At 67.3% G+C, this 17,484-nt stretch carries 9 protein-coding genes; all 9 read left to right on the top strand.

Annotated elements, in window-relative coordinates:
• Positions 1-557: 557 nt before the first annotated feature.
• The 9 genes from rplJ to tuf all read left to right on the top strand — a co-directional run bounded on the left by rplJ (position 558) and on the right by tuf (position 17,322).
• The gene (gene rplJ, locus DSY14_RS10520; RefSeq protein WP_211716322.1) at positions 558-1,085 is read left to right on the top strand and encodes a 50S ribosomal protein L10; all 528 of its coding nucleotides are present in this window, start codon (positions 558-560) and stop codon (positions 1,083-1,085) included.
• Between the two features lie 97 nt (positions 1,086-1,182).
• On the top strand, positions 1,183-1,569 hold the full coding sequence (gene rplL, locus DSY14_RS10525) for a 50S ribosomal protein L7/L12 (RefSeq protein ID WP_211716323.1): 387 nt from the start codon (positions 1,183-1,185) through the stop codon (positions 1,567-1,569).
• Positions 1,570-2,311: 742 nt separating this feature from the next.
• Positions 2,312-5,779, top strand: coding sequence for a DNA-directed RNA polymerase subunit beta (rpoB, locus tag DSY14_RS10530; RefSeq protein ID WP_211716324.1), 3,468 nt, complete (start codon positions 2,312-2,314; stop codon positions 5,777-5,779).
• A 34-nt stretch (positions 5,780-5,813) separates the two neighbouring features.
• On the top strand, positions 5,814-9,692 hold the full coding sequence (locus tag DSY14_RS10535; protein ID WP_211716325.1) for a DNA-directed RNA polymerase subunit beta': 3,879 nt from the start codon (positions 5,814-5,816) through the stop codon (positions 9,690-9,692).
• 149 nt (positions 9,693-9,841) lie between these two features.
• Positions 9,842-12,571, top strand: coding sequence for a hypothetical protein (locus DSY14_RS10540; protein WP_211716326.1), 2,730 nt, complete (start codon positions 9,842-9,844; stop codon positions 12,569-12,571).
• A 472-nt stretch (positions 12,572-13,043) separates the two neighbouring features.
• Positions 13,044-13,415: a 30S ribosomal protein S12 gene (rpsL, locus tag DSY14_RS10545; RefSeq protein ID WP_014912437.1), complete on the top strand. Its 372-nt coding sequence runs from the start codon at positions 13,044-13,046 to the stop codon at positions 13,413-13,415.
• Between the two features lie 2 nt (positions 13,416-13,417).
• Positions 13,418-13,888: a 30S ribosomal protein S7 gene (rpsG, locus tag DSY14_RS10550; RefSeq protein ID WP_184369222.1), complete on the top strand. Its 471-nt coding sequence runs from the start codon at positions 13,418-13,420 to the stop codon at positions 13,886-13,888.
• 45 nt (positions 13,889-13,933) lie between these two features.
• On the top strand, positions 13,934-16,045 hold the full coding sequence (gene fusA, locus DSY14_RS10555) for an elongation factor G (RefSeq protein ID WP_211716327.1): 2,112 nt from the start codon (positions 13,934-13,936) through the stop codon (positions 16,043-16,045).
• 83 nt (positions 16,046-16,128) lie between these two features.
• A complete protein-coding gene (gene tuf, locus DSY14_RS10560; protein ID WP_211716328.1) occupies positions 16,129-17,322 on the top strand; it encodes an elongation factor Tu in 1,194 nt (397 codons plus the stop codon).
• Positions 17,323-17,484: the final 162 nt, after the last annotated feature.

The following is a 17,484-nucleotide window of genomic DNA, read 5'->3' on the forward strand; positions in this document are numbered from 1 at the left end:
GGGGAGACCAGACCCCGCCGTGGGCGCCGTCATCGTGGGGATCGGGACACCGGCCCGTGTTCCGGCGCGGGGCGCGGGCGGCGCCGTCGTCGAGTGGGCGGCGTCGACGGATCAGTGCTCCCGTCCGGGACGGCGCCGCCGTCGCGGACGGCGAGGTGGGGGTGCCCGACCCCCTTCGGGGCGGTGGTGGGCTCGGGTGCGCGCGACCGCCGGCGCGACCGGGGCCTTCGGTCCTGCCGGCCCGGCGGAGGCGGGGGAGTGACGACCGTCATGCTCCGACCGCGCCCGACGTGTCCGAGCACTCTCGTCCGTCCGTTAGAGTTGGTACTTGCCGAAGACCGCTGGTCGTCACCCGCTCGGGTGACCTAAGGACCCACCTCGATGGGCGCCCGCGCAGGTGTCACCAGAGCTTTCCCGTTCCTGGTCCCGTGTGCCGAGCACACGGCGGAGAACGCGGACCTGCCCCGTGCGCCCTGCGCCCGGGGCTTTTTCTCGTGCTGACGCCGATCGTGGATGTCCTTGGGCGACTACCAGCGTTCACTGTTGGAAGGAGTCCCATGGCGAGGCCGGACAAGGCAGCCGCGGTCGCCGAACTCGCGGACGAGCTCCGCGAGTCGAACGCCGCCGTGCTGACCGAATACCGGGGGCTCAGCGTGGCGCAGGTCACCGAACTGCGCCGCAGCCTCGGTCAGGACACGCGTTTTCGCATCGTCAAGAACACGCTGACCAAGATCGCGGTCAAGGAGGCCGGCGTCGACGAGCAGATCAGCGATCTGCTCGAAGGCCCGTCCGCCATCGCCTTCGTCCACGGGGACGTCGTCGAAGCCGCCAAGGGTCTGCGTGACTTCTCGAAGGCGAACTCGCCCCTGGTGATCAAGGGTGCTGTCGTCGACGGTAAGTCGATGACCGCCGAGCAGGTCACCAAGCTGGCCGATCTGGAGTCCCGAGAGGTTCTCCTCTCGAAGCTGGCCGGTGCGCTCAAGGCCAAGCAGGGCCAGGCCGCCGCCCTCTTCCAGGCGCTGCCCTCCAAGACTGTGCGTCTCGCGCAGGCTCTGGCGGACAAGCGCAACGAGGAAGCCGCTTAAACCTTTTGAACCACGGCGGGTGCCGACGGCGCCCGGCCACTGGCTCGCACGCTGCGCCGTTGGCGCCCGTGTCATTCAGAGAAAGAGAGATCGCATCATGGCGAAGCTCAGCAACGAGGACCTGCTTGCCGCGTTCGAGGAGATGACCCTCCTCGAGCTCTCCGAGTTCGTGAAGCTGTTCGAGGACAAGTTCGACGTCACCGCCGCCGCCCCGGCCGCCGTGGCCGTCGCCGCCCCCGGTGCCGGTGGTGGCGAAGAGGCCGCCGAGGAGCAGTCCGAGTTCGACGTCGTGCTCGAGTCCGCCGGCGACAAGAAGATCCAGGTCATCAAGGAGGTCCGCGGCCTCACGAGCCTGGGTCTCAAGGAGGCCAAGGACCTCGTCGACAACGCCCCCAAGGCTCTGCTCGAGGGCGTCAACAAGGAGGCCGCTGACAAGGCCAAGGAGGCCCTCGAGGGCGCCGGCGCCACCGTCACCCTCAAGTAGTCCTCCGCGGGCCTCAGCCGCCCGCTGGTCTGCCTGAAGCGGCCGCTCCTCCTTCTCCGGAGGGGCGGCCGCTTTCGTGTGTGCGCCGAGGGCCTTCGAGGGCGCTCCGAACGTCCCTCGGAGTCGAGACGATCGTCTCCGATTACCGGCACCACGCCGTGTTCGTCGCAGGCCAGAGGCCTTCGGTGTGCGAAGCTGTTGCGGTCCTCGGATCATCCGGCCGGGGCCGGTGGGGGTGCGCGGGTGCGAACTGTCCCTCGGACGCGATAATCTCCCGTCCCGGGAATCCCGAAGGACCCGCCGGGGAGTGTTTACCCGCCTGGGGCGGGGGAATCCTTCGGGGGTGTCCGTTGGCTCACCATCCCCCATGGGGCCGGGGCAGGCGCGCTGTTTCACCCTGATGGCCCAGGGCCCTCCCTCCGGGGCGTGCAAGATCGCGTTTCGGCGGTCGCCGGGCTTGACGGATCGCCCTTCACGGGTGATCCTGCCGGTGTCGTGAGTGGCGTTGTGGACCGTGAGTGGACAGCGGTGTAGTGTTCGGCTACACTGCTCTTTTGCGCTGCCCTTTGGTGATCCCTGTGTCGGTGAACGGCTATCGGCATTTCCGTTTGTAACTCCGGAATCCCGACAAAGCCCGCTCCCGCTCGATGTGACCGTCTCAACCGCGTTGCGGCGGTCCTTCTCGTGACGGATCGTCTGGCGTGCGCGCTTCAACCGCCACAAGCCTTCGGAAGGACCCCTGTTGGCAGCCTCGCGCAACGCCTCCGCTAACGCCCTTGGTCCGCACCGCGTTTCCTTCGCCCGTATCCAGGAACCCCTCGAGGTTCCCAACCTTCTGGCCCTGCAGACCGAGTCGTTCGACTGGCTGCTGGGCAACGACGGGTGGAAGACGCGGGTCGAGACGGCCCGCAACGCCGGCCGCAAGGACGTTCCGGAGCAGTCCGGTCTCGAAGAGATCTTCGAGGAGATCAGCCCGATCGAGGACTTCTCGGGCACGATGTCCCTCTCGTTCCGCGACCACCGGTTCGAGCCGCCCAAGTACTCCGAAGAGGAGTGCAAGGACAAGGACATGACCTACTCCGCCCCGATGTTCGTCACGGCGGAGTTCATCAACAACGACACCGGTGAGATCAAGAGCCAGACGGTGTTCATGGGCGACTTCCCGCTCATGACCGTCAAGGGCACCTTCATCATCAACGGCACCGAGCGCGTCGTCGTGTCCCAGCTGGTGCGGTCCCCCGGTGTCTACTTCGACAAGTCCGTCGACAAGACCTCCGACAAGGACCTGTTCGGCTGCAAGGTCATCCCCTCCCGCGGTGCCTGGCTGGAGTTCGAGGTCGACAAGCGCGACTTCGTCGGCGTCCGTATCGACCGCAAGCGCAAGCAGGGCGTGACCGTCCTGCTCAAGGCGCTGGGCTGGACCACCGACCAGATCCTGGAGCGCTTCGGCCAGTACGAGTCGATCCGCAACACCCTGGAGAAGGACCCGACCGCGGGTACCGACGACGCGCTGCTGGACATCTACCGCAAGCTGCGTCCGGGGGAGCCGCCCACGAAGGAGTCGGCCCAGGCGCTGTTGGAGAACCTGTACTTCAACCCCAAGCGCTACGACCTGGCCAAGGTCGGCCGCTACAAGATCAACAAGAAGCTCGGTCTCGACACCGACTACACCCAGGGGACCCTCACCGAAGAGGACATCGTCGCCACGATCGACTACCTCGTCCGCCTGCACGCGGGCGAGATCGAGAAGGAGACCGTCCTCGGCCTCCGCCCGATCGAGACCGACGACATCGACCACTTCGGCAACCGTCGCCTGCGCACCGTCGGCGAGCTCATCCAGAACCAGGTCCGCCTGGGTCTGGCCCGCATGGAGCGCGTCGTGCGCGAGCGGATGACGACTCAGGACGTCGAGGCGATCACGCCGCAGACCCTGATCAACATCCGTCCCGTCGTGGCCTCCATCAAGGAGTTCTTCGGCACCTCGCAGCTGTCCCAGTTCATGGACCAGACCAACCCGCTCGCGGGCTTGACCCACAAGCGTCGTCTCTCGGCGCTGGGTCCGGGTGGTCTGTCGCGTGAGCGCGCGGGCTTCGAGGTCCGAGACGTCCACCCGTCCCACTACGGCCGTATGTGCCCGATCGAGACCCCTGAGGGTCCCAACATCGGTCTGATCGGTTCGCTCGCCGCCTACGGCCGCGTGAACTCCTTCGGTTTCGTGGAGACCCCGTACCGCAAGGTCGTCGAGGGTCGGATCACCGACCGGGTCGACTACCTCACCGCGGACGAGGAGGACCTCTACGTCATCGCGCAGGCCAACACGCCGATGAACGCCGACGGCACCTTCGCCGAGGACGGTGTGCTGGTCCGCCGTAAGGGCGGGGAGTTCGAGCAGGTCGGCACCGGCGAGGTCGACTACATGGACGTGTCGCCGCGCCAGATGGTGTCGGTCGCCACCGCCATGATCCCGTTCCTGGAGCACGACGACGCCAACCGCGCGCTCATGGGTTCCAACATGCAGCGCCAGGCCGTGCCGCTGCTGCGCGCCGAGTCGCCGTTCGTCGGCACCGGCATGGAGTACCGCGCCGCCACCGACGCCGGTGAGGTCATCCTCAACGAGAAGGACGGTGTCGTCGAGGACGTCACCGCCGACTACGTCACCGTGATGGCCGACGACGGCACGCGCAAGACGTACCGGATGGGCAAGTTCCAGCGCTCCAACCAGGGCACCTGCTTCAACCAGCGTCCCATCGTCTACGAGGGTCAGCGGGTCGAGGCCAAGAAGGTCCTGGCCGACGGTCCCTCCACGGACCAGGGCGAGATGTCGCTGGGCAAGAACCTCCTCGTGGCGTACATGTCCTGGGAGGGTCACAACTACGAGGACGCGATCATCCTCTCCCAGCGTCTGGTGCAGGACGACGTCCTCTCCTCGATCCACATCGAGGAGCACGAGGTCGACGCCCGTGACACCAAGCTGGGCCCGGAGGAGATCACCCGGGAGATCCCCAACGTCAGCGAGGAGGTCCTGGCCGACCTCGACGACCGGGGCATCATCCGGATCGGTGCCGAGGTCGTCGACGGCGACATCCTCGTCGGCAAGGTCACGCCCAAGGGTGAGACCGAGCTGACCCCGGAGGAGCGTCTGCTGCGCGCCATCTTCGGTGAGAAGGCCCGCGAGGTCCGCGACACCTCCCTGAAGGTGCCGCACGGTGAGACCGGCAAGGTCATCGGCGTGCGCGTCTTCAGCCGCGAGGAGGGCGACGAGCTCGCTCCCGGCGTCAACGAGATGGTCCGCGTCTACGTGGCCCAGAAGCGCAAGATCACCGATGGTGACAAGCTCGCCGGTCGACACGGCAACAAGGGCGTCATCTCCAAGATCCTGCCCCAGGAGGACATGCCCTTCCTGGAGGACGGCACCCCCGTCGACATCATCCTCAACCCGCTCGGTGTGCCCGGCCGTATGAACGTCGGCCAGGTACTGGAGGTCCACCTGGGATGGTTGGCCAAGAACGGTTGGGTCGTCGAGGGACTGGACGAGGAGTGGCAGAAGTCGCTCCACGACATCGGTGCCGCCGAGGTCGACCCGGACTCGCGTGTGGCCACGCCGGTCTTCGACGGTCTGCACGGTGACGAGCTCAGCGGTCTCATCAAGTCGGTCCGCCCGAACGTGGACGGCAACCGCCTCATCAACGATGACGGCAAGGCCCGCCTGTTCGACGGCCGTACCGGTGAGCCCTTCGCCGAGCCGATCTCCGTCGGTTACAAGTACATCCTGAAGCTCCACCACCTCGTGGACGACAAGATCCACGCCCGCTCCACCGGTCCGTACTCCATGATCACGCAGCAGCCGCTGGGTGGTAAGGCGCAGTTCGGTGGTCAGCGCTTCGGTGAGATGGAGGTCTGGGCGCTGGAGGCCTACGGTGCCGCCTACGCGCTCCAGGAACTGCTCACCATCAAGTCCGACGACGTGGTGGGCCGGGTCAAGGTCTACGAGGCCATCGTCAAGGGCGAGAACATCCCCGAGCCGGGCATCCCTGAGTCCTTCAAGGTGCTCATCAAGGAGATGCAGTCGCTCTGTCTGAACGTGGAGGTGCTGTCCAGTGACGGTATGTCCATCGAGATGCGGGACAGCGACGAGGACGTCTTCCGCGCGGCGGAAGAACTGGGAATCGACCTGGGTCGGCGCGAGCCGAGCAGTGTCGAAGAAGTCTAACTTCCGCATTCTTCGAGAGCAGGGGACGAATTAAGTGCTCGACGTCAACTTCTTCGACGAGCTGCGCATCGGTCTCGCCACGGCCGAGGACATCCGCCAGTGGTCGCACGGCGAGGTCAAGAAGCCCGAAACCATCAACTACCGCACCCTCAAGCCCGAGAAGGACGGACTCTTCTGCGAGAAGATCTTCGGTCCGACCCGGGACTGGGAGTGCTACTGCGGCAAGTACAAGCGCGTTCGCTTCAAGGGCATCATCTGTGAGCGCTGCGGCGTCGAGGTGACCCGCGCCAAGGTGCGTCGTGAGCGGATGGGCCACATCGAACTGGCCGCGCCCGTCACGCACATCTGGTACTTCAAGGGTGTGCCCTCGCGTCTGGGCTACCTGCTGGACCTGGCGCCGAAGGATCTCGAGAAGATCATCTACTTCGCCGCCTACATGGTCACGTGGGTGGACACCGAGGCCCGCGAGCGCGACCTGCAGTCGCTCGAAGCCCGGATCTCGGTCGAGAAGCAGCACCTGGAGCAGCGCCGCGACTCCACCATCGAGGAGCGTCACCGCAAGCTCGAGGCCGACCTGGCCGAGCTCGAGGAGCAGGGCGCCAAGGGCGACGCCCGTCGCAAGGTGCGCGAGGGCGCGGAGCGCGAGATGCGCCAGCTGCGCGACCGTGCCCAGCGCGAGATCGACCGCCTCGACGAGGTCTGGAGCCGGTTCAAGAACCTCAAGGTCCAGGACCTCGAGGGCGACGAGATGCTCTACCGCGAGATGCGGGACCGCTTCGGGAAGTACTTCCGCGGTGGCATGGGCGCTCAGGCCATCCAGGACCGCCTGTCCAACTTCGAGCTGGACGAGGAGGCGGAGAAGCTCCGGGAGACCATCCGCACCGGCAAGGGCCAGAAGAAGGCCCGTGCCCTGAAGCGGCTCAAGGTCGTCTCGGCGTTCCTCAACACCACCAACAGCCCCATGGGCATGGTGCTGGACTGCATCCCGGTCATCCCGCCGGACCTGCGTCCGATGGTGCAGCTGGACGGTGGCCGCTTCGCGACCTCCGACCTCAACGACCTGTACCGCCGTGTCATCAACCGGAACAACCGCCTCAAGCGGCTTCTGGACCTGGGCGCGCCCGAGATCATCGTCAACAACGAGAAGCGGATGCTCCAGGAGGCCGTCGACGCGCTGTTCGACAACGGTCGCCGTGGACGCCCGGTCACCGGTCCCGGTAACCGCCCGCTCAAGTCGCTGTCCGACATGCTCAAGGGCAAGCAGGGCCGGTTCCGTCAGAACCTGCTGGGCAAGCGAGTCGACTACTCCGGCCGTTCGGTCATCGTCGTCGGCCCGCAGCTGAAGCTGCACCAGTGCGGTCTGCCCAAGCAGATGGCCCTGGAGCTGTTCAAGCCGTTCGTGATGAAGCGTCTGGTCGACCTGAACCACGCGCAGAACATCAAGAGCGCCAAGCGCATGGTCGAGCGGTCCCGCCCGGTCGTGTGGGACGTCCTCGAAGAGGTCATCACCGAGCACCCGGTTCTGCTCAACCGTGCGCCGACGCTGCACCGCCTGGGCATCCAGGCCTTCGAGCCGCAGCTGGTCGAGGGCAAGGCCATCCAGATCCACCCGCTCGTGTGCACCGCGTTCAACGCGGACTTCGACGGTGACCAGATGGCCGTGCACCTTCCGCTGTCCGCCGAGGCCCAGGCCGAGGCGCGGCTGCTGATGCTGGCCACGAACAACATCCTCAAGCCGTCCGACGGCAAGCCCGTGACCATGCCCACCCAGGACATGATCATCGGCCTGTACTACCTGACGACGGAGCGGTCCGGAGCCGCGGGCGAGGGTCGCGCGTTCCGCTCCCCGGCGGAGGCCATCATGGCCTACGACCTGGGCGACCTCGACCTGCAGGCGAAGATCCGCCTGCGGATCGCCGACGGCGCCCCGGCGCCGAAGGACTGGACGCCGCCGGAGGGCTGGCAGCAGGGCGACGTGTACGTGCTGGAGACCACCCTGGGTCGGTACCTCTTCAACGAGGCCACCCCGGTCGACTACCCGTACGTCAACTTCCAGGTGGGCAAGAAGCAGGTCTCGACCCTGGTCAACGACCTCGCCGAGAACTACCCGAAGGTCCAGGTCGCCACGACGCTGGACGCCCTCAAGGACGCCGGTTACCGCTGGGCCACCCGGTCCGGTCTGACCATCGGCATCGAAGACGTCGTCGCCCCGCCGCAGAAGGCGGAGATCCTCTCGGGCTACGAGCGCAAGGCCGACAAGCTGCAGCGCGAGTACGACCGCGGTCTGATCACCGACGACGAGCGCCGCAAGGAGCTCACGGAGCTGTGGACCGAGGCGACCGCCGAGGTCGCCAAGAACATGGAGGACAACTTCCCCGCCGACAACCCGGTGTGGATGATGGTCCAGTCCGGTGCGCGTGGTAACCCGATGCAGGTGCGCCAGATCGCCGGTATCCGTGGTCTGGTCTCCAACACCAAGGGTGAGACGATCCCGCGTCCGATCAAGTCCTCCTACCGTGAGGGCCTGTCCGTGCTGGAGTACTTCATCTCCACGCACGGTCAGCGCAAGGGTCTGGCCGACACCGCTCTGCGTACCGCCGACTCGGGTTACCTGACCCGTCGTCTGGTGGACGTCGCCCAGGACGTCATCGTCCGTGAGGTGGACTGCGGTACCGACCGTTCCCTGTGGCACGAGATCGGCGAGAAGAACGCCGCCGGTGTCGTCGTGCGCAAGCACAACGTCGAGAACACCGGTTTCGGCCGCACCCTCTCGGAGGAGGTGCTGGACGCCGACGGCAAGGTCGTGCTTCCCGCGCTGTCCGACAGCTCCGAGCAGAACATCGACAAGCTGGTCGCCGCCGGGATCACCCGCGTGCGCATCCGCTCGTCGCTGACCTGCGAGGCCAAGATCGGTGTCTGCACCACCTGCTACGGCCGCTCCATGGCGACCGGCAAGCCGGTGGACGTCGGTGAGGCGATCGGTATCATCGCGGCCCAGTCCATCGGTGAGCCCGGTACCCAGCTGACCATGCGGACCTTCCACATGGGTGGTTCGGCCGGTCAGGACATCACCCACGGTCTGCCCCGTGTCCAGGAGCTCTTCGAGGCCCGCGTCCCCAAGGGTGTGGCCCCGATCTCCGAGATGGAGGGCCGGATCCGGGTCGACGACACCGAGAAGAGCCGCAAGATCGTCGTCATTCCCGACGACGGCACGGACGAGATCGCCTACCCGGTCCCGATGCGTGCGCAGCTCCTGGTGAGCGACGGCGACCACGTCAAGGTCGGCCAGCAGCTCATCCAGGGTGCGATCAACCCGCACGAGGTGCTCCGCATCCAAGGCCCGCGCGCGGTGCAGCAGCACCTCGTGTCGGAGGTCCAGGAGGTGTACAAGTCGCAGGGTGTCTCCATCCACGACAAGCACATCGAGATCATCGTCCGCCAGATGCTCAAGCGTGTGAACATCCTGGAGTCGGGCGACACCGAGCTGCTGCCCGGTGAGATGGTCGAGCGGCCGAAGTTCGAGCGCATCAACCGGCGCGTGGTGTCCGAGGGCGGCCAGCCCGCCGCCGGACGTCCGGTCCTGCTGGGTATCACCAAGGCCTCGCTGGCCACGGAGTCCTGGCTGTCCGCGGCCTCCTTCCAGGAGACCACCCGGGTGCTCACCGAGAACGCGATCCACGGCAAGAGCGACCCACTGCTCGGCCTGAAGGAGAACGTGATCATCGGTAAGCTCATCCCGGCCGGTACGGGTATTCCCCAGTACCGGAACATTCGGGTCGAGCCGACCGAGGAGGCCAAGGCCTCGATGTACTCGGTCTCCGGCTACGAGGAGCCGAGTGAGTACACCTTCGGTCAGGGCTCGGGCGAGGCCGTGCCGCTGGAGGAGTACGACTTCGGGCCGTACAACCGGTAAGCAGCCGAACTGAACGTTGGCTGAGCTGACGGCGGCGGTCAGCCACCCCCGACCCGGGGGTGGCCCCGCCGCCGTTTCGTCGTTGTGGGTCGACACACCGCTGTGTTGACGGGGAGAGGGCGCCACGGCGCCGGCGGGAGAGCAGGCAAGTGACCGATAACGGGGGCGGAGAGCCGGGGAACCGGTCGTCCGAAGAGGACGCGGACTCCTGGTTCAAGCCCAGTGAGAACCGTTTCCGCAAGCAGTCCGACTACCAGGACCCCATGGAGCACGGGGGCGAGCCCGAGAGCGACGCTTCGGGGGGAGCGAGCGCGGTCTTCCCGGACAGTGGTGGCTACGCGGGGCTGAGCGCGTCGCGCCCGGCCCTGGTCGAGCCGTACCCGGACGCCCTGGGCGCGCCGCCCACGCCTCCGGCGAACCCGGAGCCCCAGGGCCCTCCGGGCCTCTCCTACCCGGGCGCGGGCACCGGTGCGTACCGTCCGGTGACCCGGATCCCCGGCGAGCAGCCGCCCGCCTGGGAGAACCCGGACTCGTCATGGTCCCCGTCCTCCTCCTCGGGGTGGGGCGCGGACACCGGTGCGGCCGGAGAGACACCGGCCGAGGCCTCCTCCACGGTGGGGGAGTGGGGTGTGGGGGACACCGGTTCCTCCGCCGCCCCCGCCTGGGATGCACCCGCCGAGCCGCGTGACCCGGCCGAACCGCTCTGGCCGGCCGGAACGACCGACCTCGGTTCCGCCGCGGACTCCGCCGGCGCCGTACCGCCGGCCGACCAGGGGACCCCCTCCCACGACGAGTCCTCCTGGGACCGGTGGGACACCCGGACGCCGGAGACCGCGTCCTGGAACCCCGAGCCCGCCGAGCCGACCTGGGGGACCGGGTCCATCACCGGGTCCGAGTGGGGCACCGGATCCGCACCCGATGTCGACCACGACCGGCCGGAGACCTCCGTCCCGTCCGGCGGCTACCCCGGCATCGCCGCAAGCGCCCAGGTCCCCCTGCCCCCGGAGGGGCCGGAGGAGCACGGATCCCTGTCGGCCCCCGACACCTGGGGCACCTCGGGCAACGACTCGTGGTCGTCCGGGAGCGTCGACGGTCGCGCGGCGGGGTCCTCGACGACCGACGACCGGGTCGACCCCTACGCGTGGGGCCGGACCCCCGGTTACGCGGGCTCCGAGTCGAACATCGACGACCCGCTCACCGGCCCCCGCGGCGACGACCGGTGGGACACCTCCCCCTACTCCGCGGAGGAGACCACGGACCGGCGCGACACCGACGGTCTGGACAGCTGGAGCCCCACCCCCGACACCGGGGACGACTGGAAGGGCGCCGGGACCACCGAGCCTTGGACCGAACCCGACGCCGCGGGGTGGGTCGACCCCGCCCCCTCCTACCTGGAGGACCGCCGGTACACCGACGACCGGTTCGCCTCGGGGGAGGAAACGGGAACGGAGCGTGCGCGGGAGTCCTACGAGCCCTACGACGAACTCTCCGCCCCGTCGTCCTCGGCCACGCCCGCCCACGACGACGGTCTGGGCGGTGGCACGGGCAACACCTGGGCCTTCGACCGCAACGACCCGCGCCTGCCGGACGTGGTCCGGGAGGCGGAGCGTCGCCGTCGGGACGAGGCCGACCCGGAGCCGTCGGGCTTCGACGAGTGGCGCACCGATCGTGAGGACGCTCCCGAGACCGGGCGACCCTTCACCGACGTGGCCGGTTCCGACGACCCGCTCGCGGCCATCGCGGATCTGCAGTCCCGCGCCAAGGCCAGGGAGGACGAGGACCGGCGGTCCGACGCCCACGCGTCCGACCGGTACGCGGAACCGACGTGGGGTGAGGACGACGCGGCCTCCGCCGACCCGTTCCCCACCACGGAGGCACCGTCCTGGAGTCGGGGCGCTGAGGGCGCCACCCAGATCTTCAGTACGTCCGACTTCGGTGGCGCCTCGTCCGGGTACGGGTCCGACGCCCGGTCCGCCGCACCCTACGACGAACTCGGCTTCGACGGTCGCGGCGCGGACGGCCACGGCCGGGACGACGGACCTTCCGGAGCCCGGGACACGGACGGCTACGACGAGCTGGGCTACTACGACCGCGGCTACGCGGACGCGGGGTACGGGACCCACGGTGACGCCGGCCACGACGAATCCGGCCTCGGTGCTCGGGGATACGAGGACAGCGGGTACGCGGGGTCGGGTTACGGAGGTTCCGCCTTCGATCAGGATCACGACGATCGGGGCTACGACGACCGCGACTATGACGATCGCGGCTACGACGACCGGGGCTACGACGAGGACGACGAGTCGGGGTACGACGACCGCTCCGGCGGGGTCGCCGCCGGGGTCCCCTCGGACCTGGGCTCGCCCTTCGGTTCCTCCGACCGGGACACCGCCGACGCCTGGAACGGCGCGGACGCGGACCCGGACGTCGACGACGACGAACGGGACCGTCGGGGGGACGACGTCGAGGACCCCGACTACGACGACGGGTTCACCCCCGCCGACTACGGGATGACCGACCGGCCCAAGGCGTCCCGGCGTCGTCGCGACCGCATCGCCGAGGACTTCCCGGGCTTCGAGGACCGTCCCCTCGGTGGGGAGGCCGGCGACGCCTACCCCGGGTACGACAGCGTCGACTTCCTCGCCGACACCGATCCGGGAGCAGTGCGCACCCTGTGGTTGGGTGTGGCCTCGCTGATCCCGGTCCTCGGCGTGATCACCGCGATCCTCGCGTTGTTCGTCACCGGCCCCAAGGCCAAGAAGACGATCCGGCGCTCGCGGGGGGCCCTCGACGGTCTCGGTCTGATCACCACCGGCACCGTGTTCGCGGTGCTCGGCATCCTGGTCACGGTGATCTCCGTCGCCCTCTGGCTGTTCCTGTAGCCACGCGGCCGCTTTCGGGGGACAATGAAGCCTCCGGAAGCGGCCGTTCCCCCAAGACGGCACTTCACCGATCGTCTCGACGGAACACGGGACGAAGCGCTTCGGAGAGCGCGTAGACTGGTGGTGACCCACGGCTACGCGAGAACCGGTTCCGTTTGTTCTCGCCTTGTCGCACACCGTTTTGACCGGCTGGTCCGGTAGCGGTAGCCTGTGTGATTGTGCCCGTGAGTCGACGGGTCACACGTGTGTGAGCGGCGCCCCAGTCCTCTTCAGGACGGACGCAAGGCGCGCGGCGCATGTGAACCCCCTCCTGTGAATCGGCCTCAAGGCCGGGTGTTCATCCTTTCCCCATGCGTGGGAACGAGGCCGACACGCCCGACCCCGGGGGTCGGGGAGATTCGGGAAATTCAGCAGGTCAATAGCGATATCGGCTACGAGAACCGGCGTAGGTCACGAGGAAGACGGAGACGCGGTGCCCACCATCCAGCAGCTGGTCCGCAAGGGCCGACAGGACAAGGTCGCAAAGAACAAGACCCCGGCGCTGAAGGGGAGTCCGCAGCGTCGTGGTGTGTGCACGCGTGTCTACACCACTACGCCGAAGAAGCCGAACTCCGCTCTGCGTAAGGTCGCTCGCGTCAAGCTGAGCAGCGGCATCGAGGTCACGGCCTACATTCCCGGCATTGGTCACAACCTCCAGGAGCACAGCATCGTGCTGGTCCGCGGTGGTCGTGTGAAGGACCTGCCGGGCGTCCGCTACCGAATTGTCCGTGGCTCGCTCGACACCCAGGGTGTCCGAGGCCGCAAGCAGGCCCGTAGCCACTACGGCGCCAAGAAGGAGAAGTAAGCATGCCGCGCAAGGGCCCGGCGCCGAAGCGCCAGCTCATCACCGACCCGGTCTACGGCTCGCCGCTCGTCACCGCACTGATCAACAAGGTGCTCCTCGACGGCAAGCGCTCCATCGCTCAGGCCGTCGTGTACGACGCCCTCGAGGGCGCTCGCGAGAAGACCGGTCAGGACCCGCTCGTCGTTCTCAAGCGAGCCCTGGACAACGTCAAGCCCGCGCTCGAGGTCCGCAGCCGCCGTGTCGGTGGCGCGACCTACCAGGTGCCGGTCGAGGTTCGCGCCTCCCGGTCCACCACGCTGGCCCTGCGCTGGCTGGTCTCCTACTCGCGTCAGCGTCGTGAGAAGACCATGACCGAGCGTCTGATGAACGAGCTGGTGGACGCCAGCAACGGTCTGGGCGCGGCTGTCAAGAAGCGTGAGGACACGCACAAGATGGCCGAGTCGAACAAGGCCTTCGCCCACTACCGCTGGTAATCCCGCGGCGAATCGATTCCTTGAGACCTAGGGAAGACGAGCCTCATGGCTAAGACTGTGCTTGACCTGGCCAAGGTCCGCAACATCGGCATCATGGCCCACATCGACGCGGGCAAGACCACGACGACCGAGCGGATCCTCTACTACACCGGTGTGACCCACAAGGTGGGCGAGGTCCACGATGGCGCCGCCACGATGGACTGGATGAAGGAGGAGCAGGAGCGGGGTATCACCATTACCTCGGCTGCTACCACCACCCACTGGGACGACCACACCATCAACATCATCGACACGCCCGGCCACGTCGACTTCACGGTCGAGGTCGAGCGGTCGCTGCGTGTCCTCGACGGTGCCGTCGCGGTGTTCGACGCCAAGGAAGGCGTCGAGCCCCAGTCGGAGCAGGTCTGGCGTCAGGCCGACCGCTACAACGTCCCCCGCATCTGCTTCGTCAACAAGATGGACAAGATCGGGGCCGAGTTCCAGCGTTGCGTCGACATGTTCCGTGAGCGCCTCGGCGCGAACGCCATGCCGATCCAGCTGAACATCGGCGCGGAGAGCGACTTCAAGGGCGTCATCGACCTCGTGAAGATGAAGGCCTACGTCTGGAACGACGAGGCCGCGCTGGGCGAGATGTACGACACCGTCGACATCCCCGAGACGCACGCCGACGCCGCCCGTGAGGCCCGCGACTCCTTCATCGAGACGCTGGCCGACGCCGACGACGAGATCATGGAGATGTACCTCGAGGGCCAGGAGCCCACCGAGGAGCAGCTCGTGGTCGCGATCCGTCGGGCGACCATCGCCGGCACCGCGGTTCCCGTGGTCTGCGGCACCGCGTTCAAGAACAAGGGCGTTCAGCCCCTGCTCGACGCGGTCACCGCCTACCTCCCCTCGCCCCTGGACGTGGACGCCATCGAGGGCCACGACCCCAAGGACGAGACCGAGGAGACCAAGCTCGAGCGCAAGCCGAGCGTGGACGAGCCGATGTCCGCTCTGGTCTTCAAGATCATGAGCGACCCGCACCTGGGCAAGCTGACCTACGTGCGCATCTACTCCGGTGTCCTCACCAGCGGTACCCAGGTGCAGAACAGCCTGAAGGGCCGCAAGGAGCGCATCGGCAAGATCTACCGCATGCACTCGAACAAGCGTGAGGAGATCGCCGAGGCCGGCGCCGGTGACATCGTCGCCGTCATGGGTCTGAAGGACACCACCACCGGTGAGACGCTGTGCGACCCCTCGTCGCCCATCGTCCTGGAGTCCATGACCTTCCCGGCTCCGGTCATCGAGGTGGCCATCGAGCCCAAGACCAAGAGCGACCAGGAAAAGCTGGGCATCGCGATCCAGCGCCTGGCGGACGAGGACCCCTCCTTCCAGGTGGCCTCGGACGAGCAGACCGGTCAGACCGTGATCTCCGGCATGGGCGAGCTGCACCTCGAGGTGCTGGTCAACCGCATGCGCGACGAGTTCAAGGTTGAGGCGAACATCGGTAAGCCGCAGGTGGCCTACCGCGAGACCATTCGCAAGAAGGTCGAAGGACACGTCTACACCCACAAGAAGCAGACGGGTGGTTCCGGTCAGTTCGCCAAGGTCAAGATCGACCTTGAGCCGCTGCAGACCGAGGACGGCACCGCTTCGGGGTACGAGTTCGTCAACGCCGTCACCGGTGGCCGTATCCCGCGGGAGTACATCCCGTCGGTCGACGCCGGCTGCCAGGAGGCCGCGGAGCTGGGTGTGCTCGCGCACTACCCGCTCGTCGGCATCAAGGTGCGCCTGACGGACGGCCAGTTCCACGAGGTCGACTCCTCGGAAATGGCGTTCAAGACCGCCGGTTCGATGGCCTTCAAGGAGGCCGTCAAGCTGGCGAAGCCGGCTCTCCTCGAGCCGCTGATGGCCGTCGAGGTCACCACGCCCGAGGAGTACATGGGCGATGTGGTGGGCGACCTGAACTCCCGCCGTGGACAGATTCAGTCCATGGACGAGCGTTCCGGTGTCCGTCTCGTCAAGGCCCTGGTGCCCCTCTCGGAAATGTTCGGCTACGTGGGTGACCTGCGCAGCCGTACGCAGGGTCGAGCCAACTACTCGATGGTGTTCGACTCCTACGCGGAGGTTCCGTCCGCTGTCGCCCAAGAGATTGTGGCGAAGGTTCGCGGCGAATAGTCGCGAACACGCAACCAGGCTGTTCCCCGTGCCCGCGGGGTTGGACCACAGTCAGATAGTTCTGTACGTCTAGGAGACTTCCAGTGGCGAAGGAAAAGTTCGAGCGGACTAAGCCGCACGTCAACATCGGCACCATCGGTCACATTGACCACGGCAAGACCACGCTGACCGCTGCCATCACCAAGGTGCTGCACGACGCGTACCCGGAGCTGAACCCGTTCACTCCGTTCGAGGACATCGACAACGCTCCTGAGGAGCGCGAGCGCGGTATCACCATCTCCGTCGCTCACGTCGAGTACCAGACCGAGGCGCGTCACTACGCCCACGTCGACTGCCCCGGCCACGCCGACTACGTGAAGAACATGATCACGGGTGCGGCGCAGATGGACGGTGCGATCCTGGTCGTGGCCGCCACCGACGGCCCGATGCCGCAGACCAAGGAGCACGTGCTCCTGGCCCGCCAGGTCGGCGTCCCCGCCATCGTCGTCGCCCTGAACAAGGCCGACATGGTGGACGACGAGGAGATCTTCGAGCTCGTCGAGCTCGAGGTCCGTGAGCTCCTCAGCGAGTACGAGTTCCCCGGCGACGACGTTCCCGTCACCAAGGTCTCGGCGCTCAAGGCGCTCGAGGGCGACGCCACGTGGGGCCAGGCCGTCCTGGAGCTCATGGGCACCGTGGACTCGTTCATCCCCGAGCCCGAGCGTGACACCGACAAGCCCTTCCTCATGCCGATCGAGGACGTCTTCTCGATCACCGGTCGCGGCACCGTCGTCACCGGTCGTATCGAGCGCGGTATCGTCAACGTGAACGAGACCGTCGACATCGTCGGCATCAAGGAAGACAAGCAGACCACCACCGTCACCGGTGTTGAGATGTTCCGCAAGCTGCTCGACCAGGGCCAGGCCGGTGACAACGTCGGTCTGCTCCTGCGCGGCATCAAGCGCGAGGACGTCGAGCGCGGCCAGGTCGTCATCAAGCCCGGCACGACCACCCCGCACACCGAGTTCGAGGGCCAGGTCGTCATCCTGTCCAAGGACGAGGGTGGCCGCCACACGCCGTTCTTCAACAACTACCGCCCCCAGTTCTACTTCCGCACCACCGACGTCACCGGTGTCGTGACGCTGCCGGAGGGCACGGAGATGGTCATGCCCGGTGACAACACCGAGATGACCGTCCAGCTCATCCAGCCGGTCGCCATGGAAGAGGGCTTGAAGTTCGCCATCCGTGAGGGTGGCCGGACCGTGGGCGCGGGTCGCGTCACGAAGATCCTCAAGTAATACGAACGTCGGGATGGCCCCGCGAGGAGCCGTCCCGACGTGGCGGGTGGGCCGCATCACCGCGGCCCACCCACCACATTGACAAGACGTCATCGGGCTCTGTGACGGTGACGCACCGCAGGGGCAAGCCCTGTTGCGGTTTCTCAAGGGAATAGGGGCTCA

Origin of the sequence: Nocardiopsis sp. MG754419 (genome assembly GCF_018207095.1) — a bacterium.
In the GTDB taxonomy this organism is placed as follows: domain Bacteria; phylum Actinomycetota; class Actinomycetes; order Streptosporangiales; family Streptosporangiaceae; genus Nocardiopsis.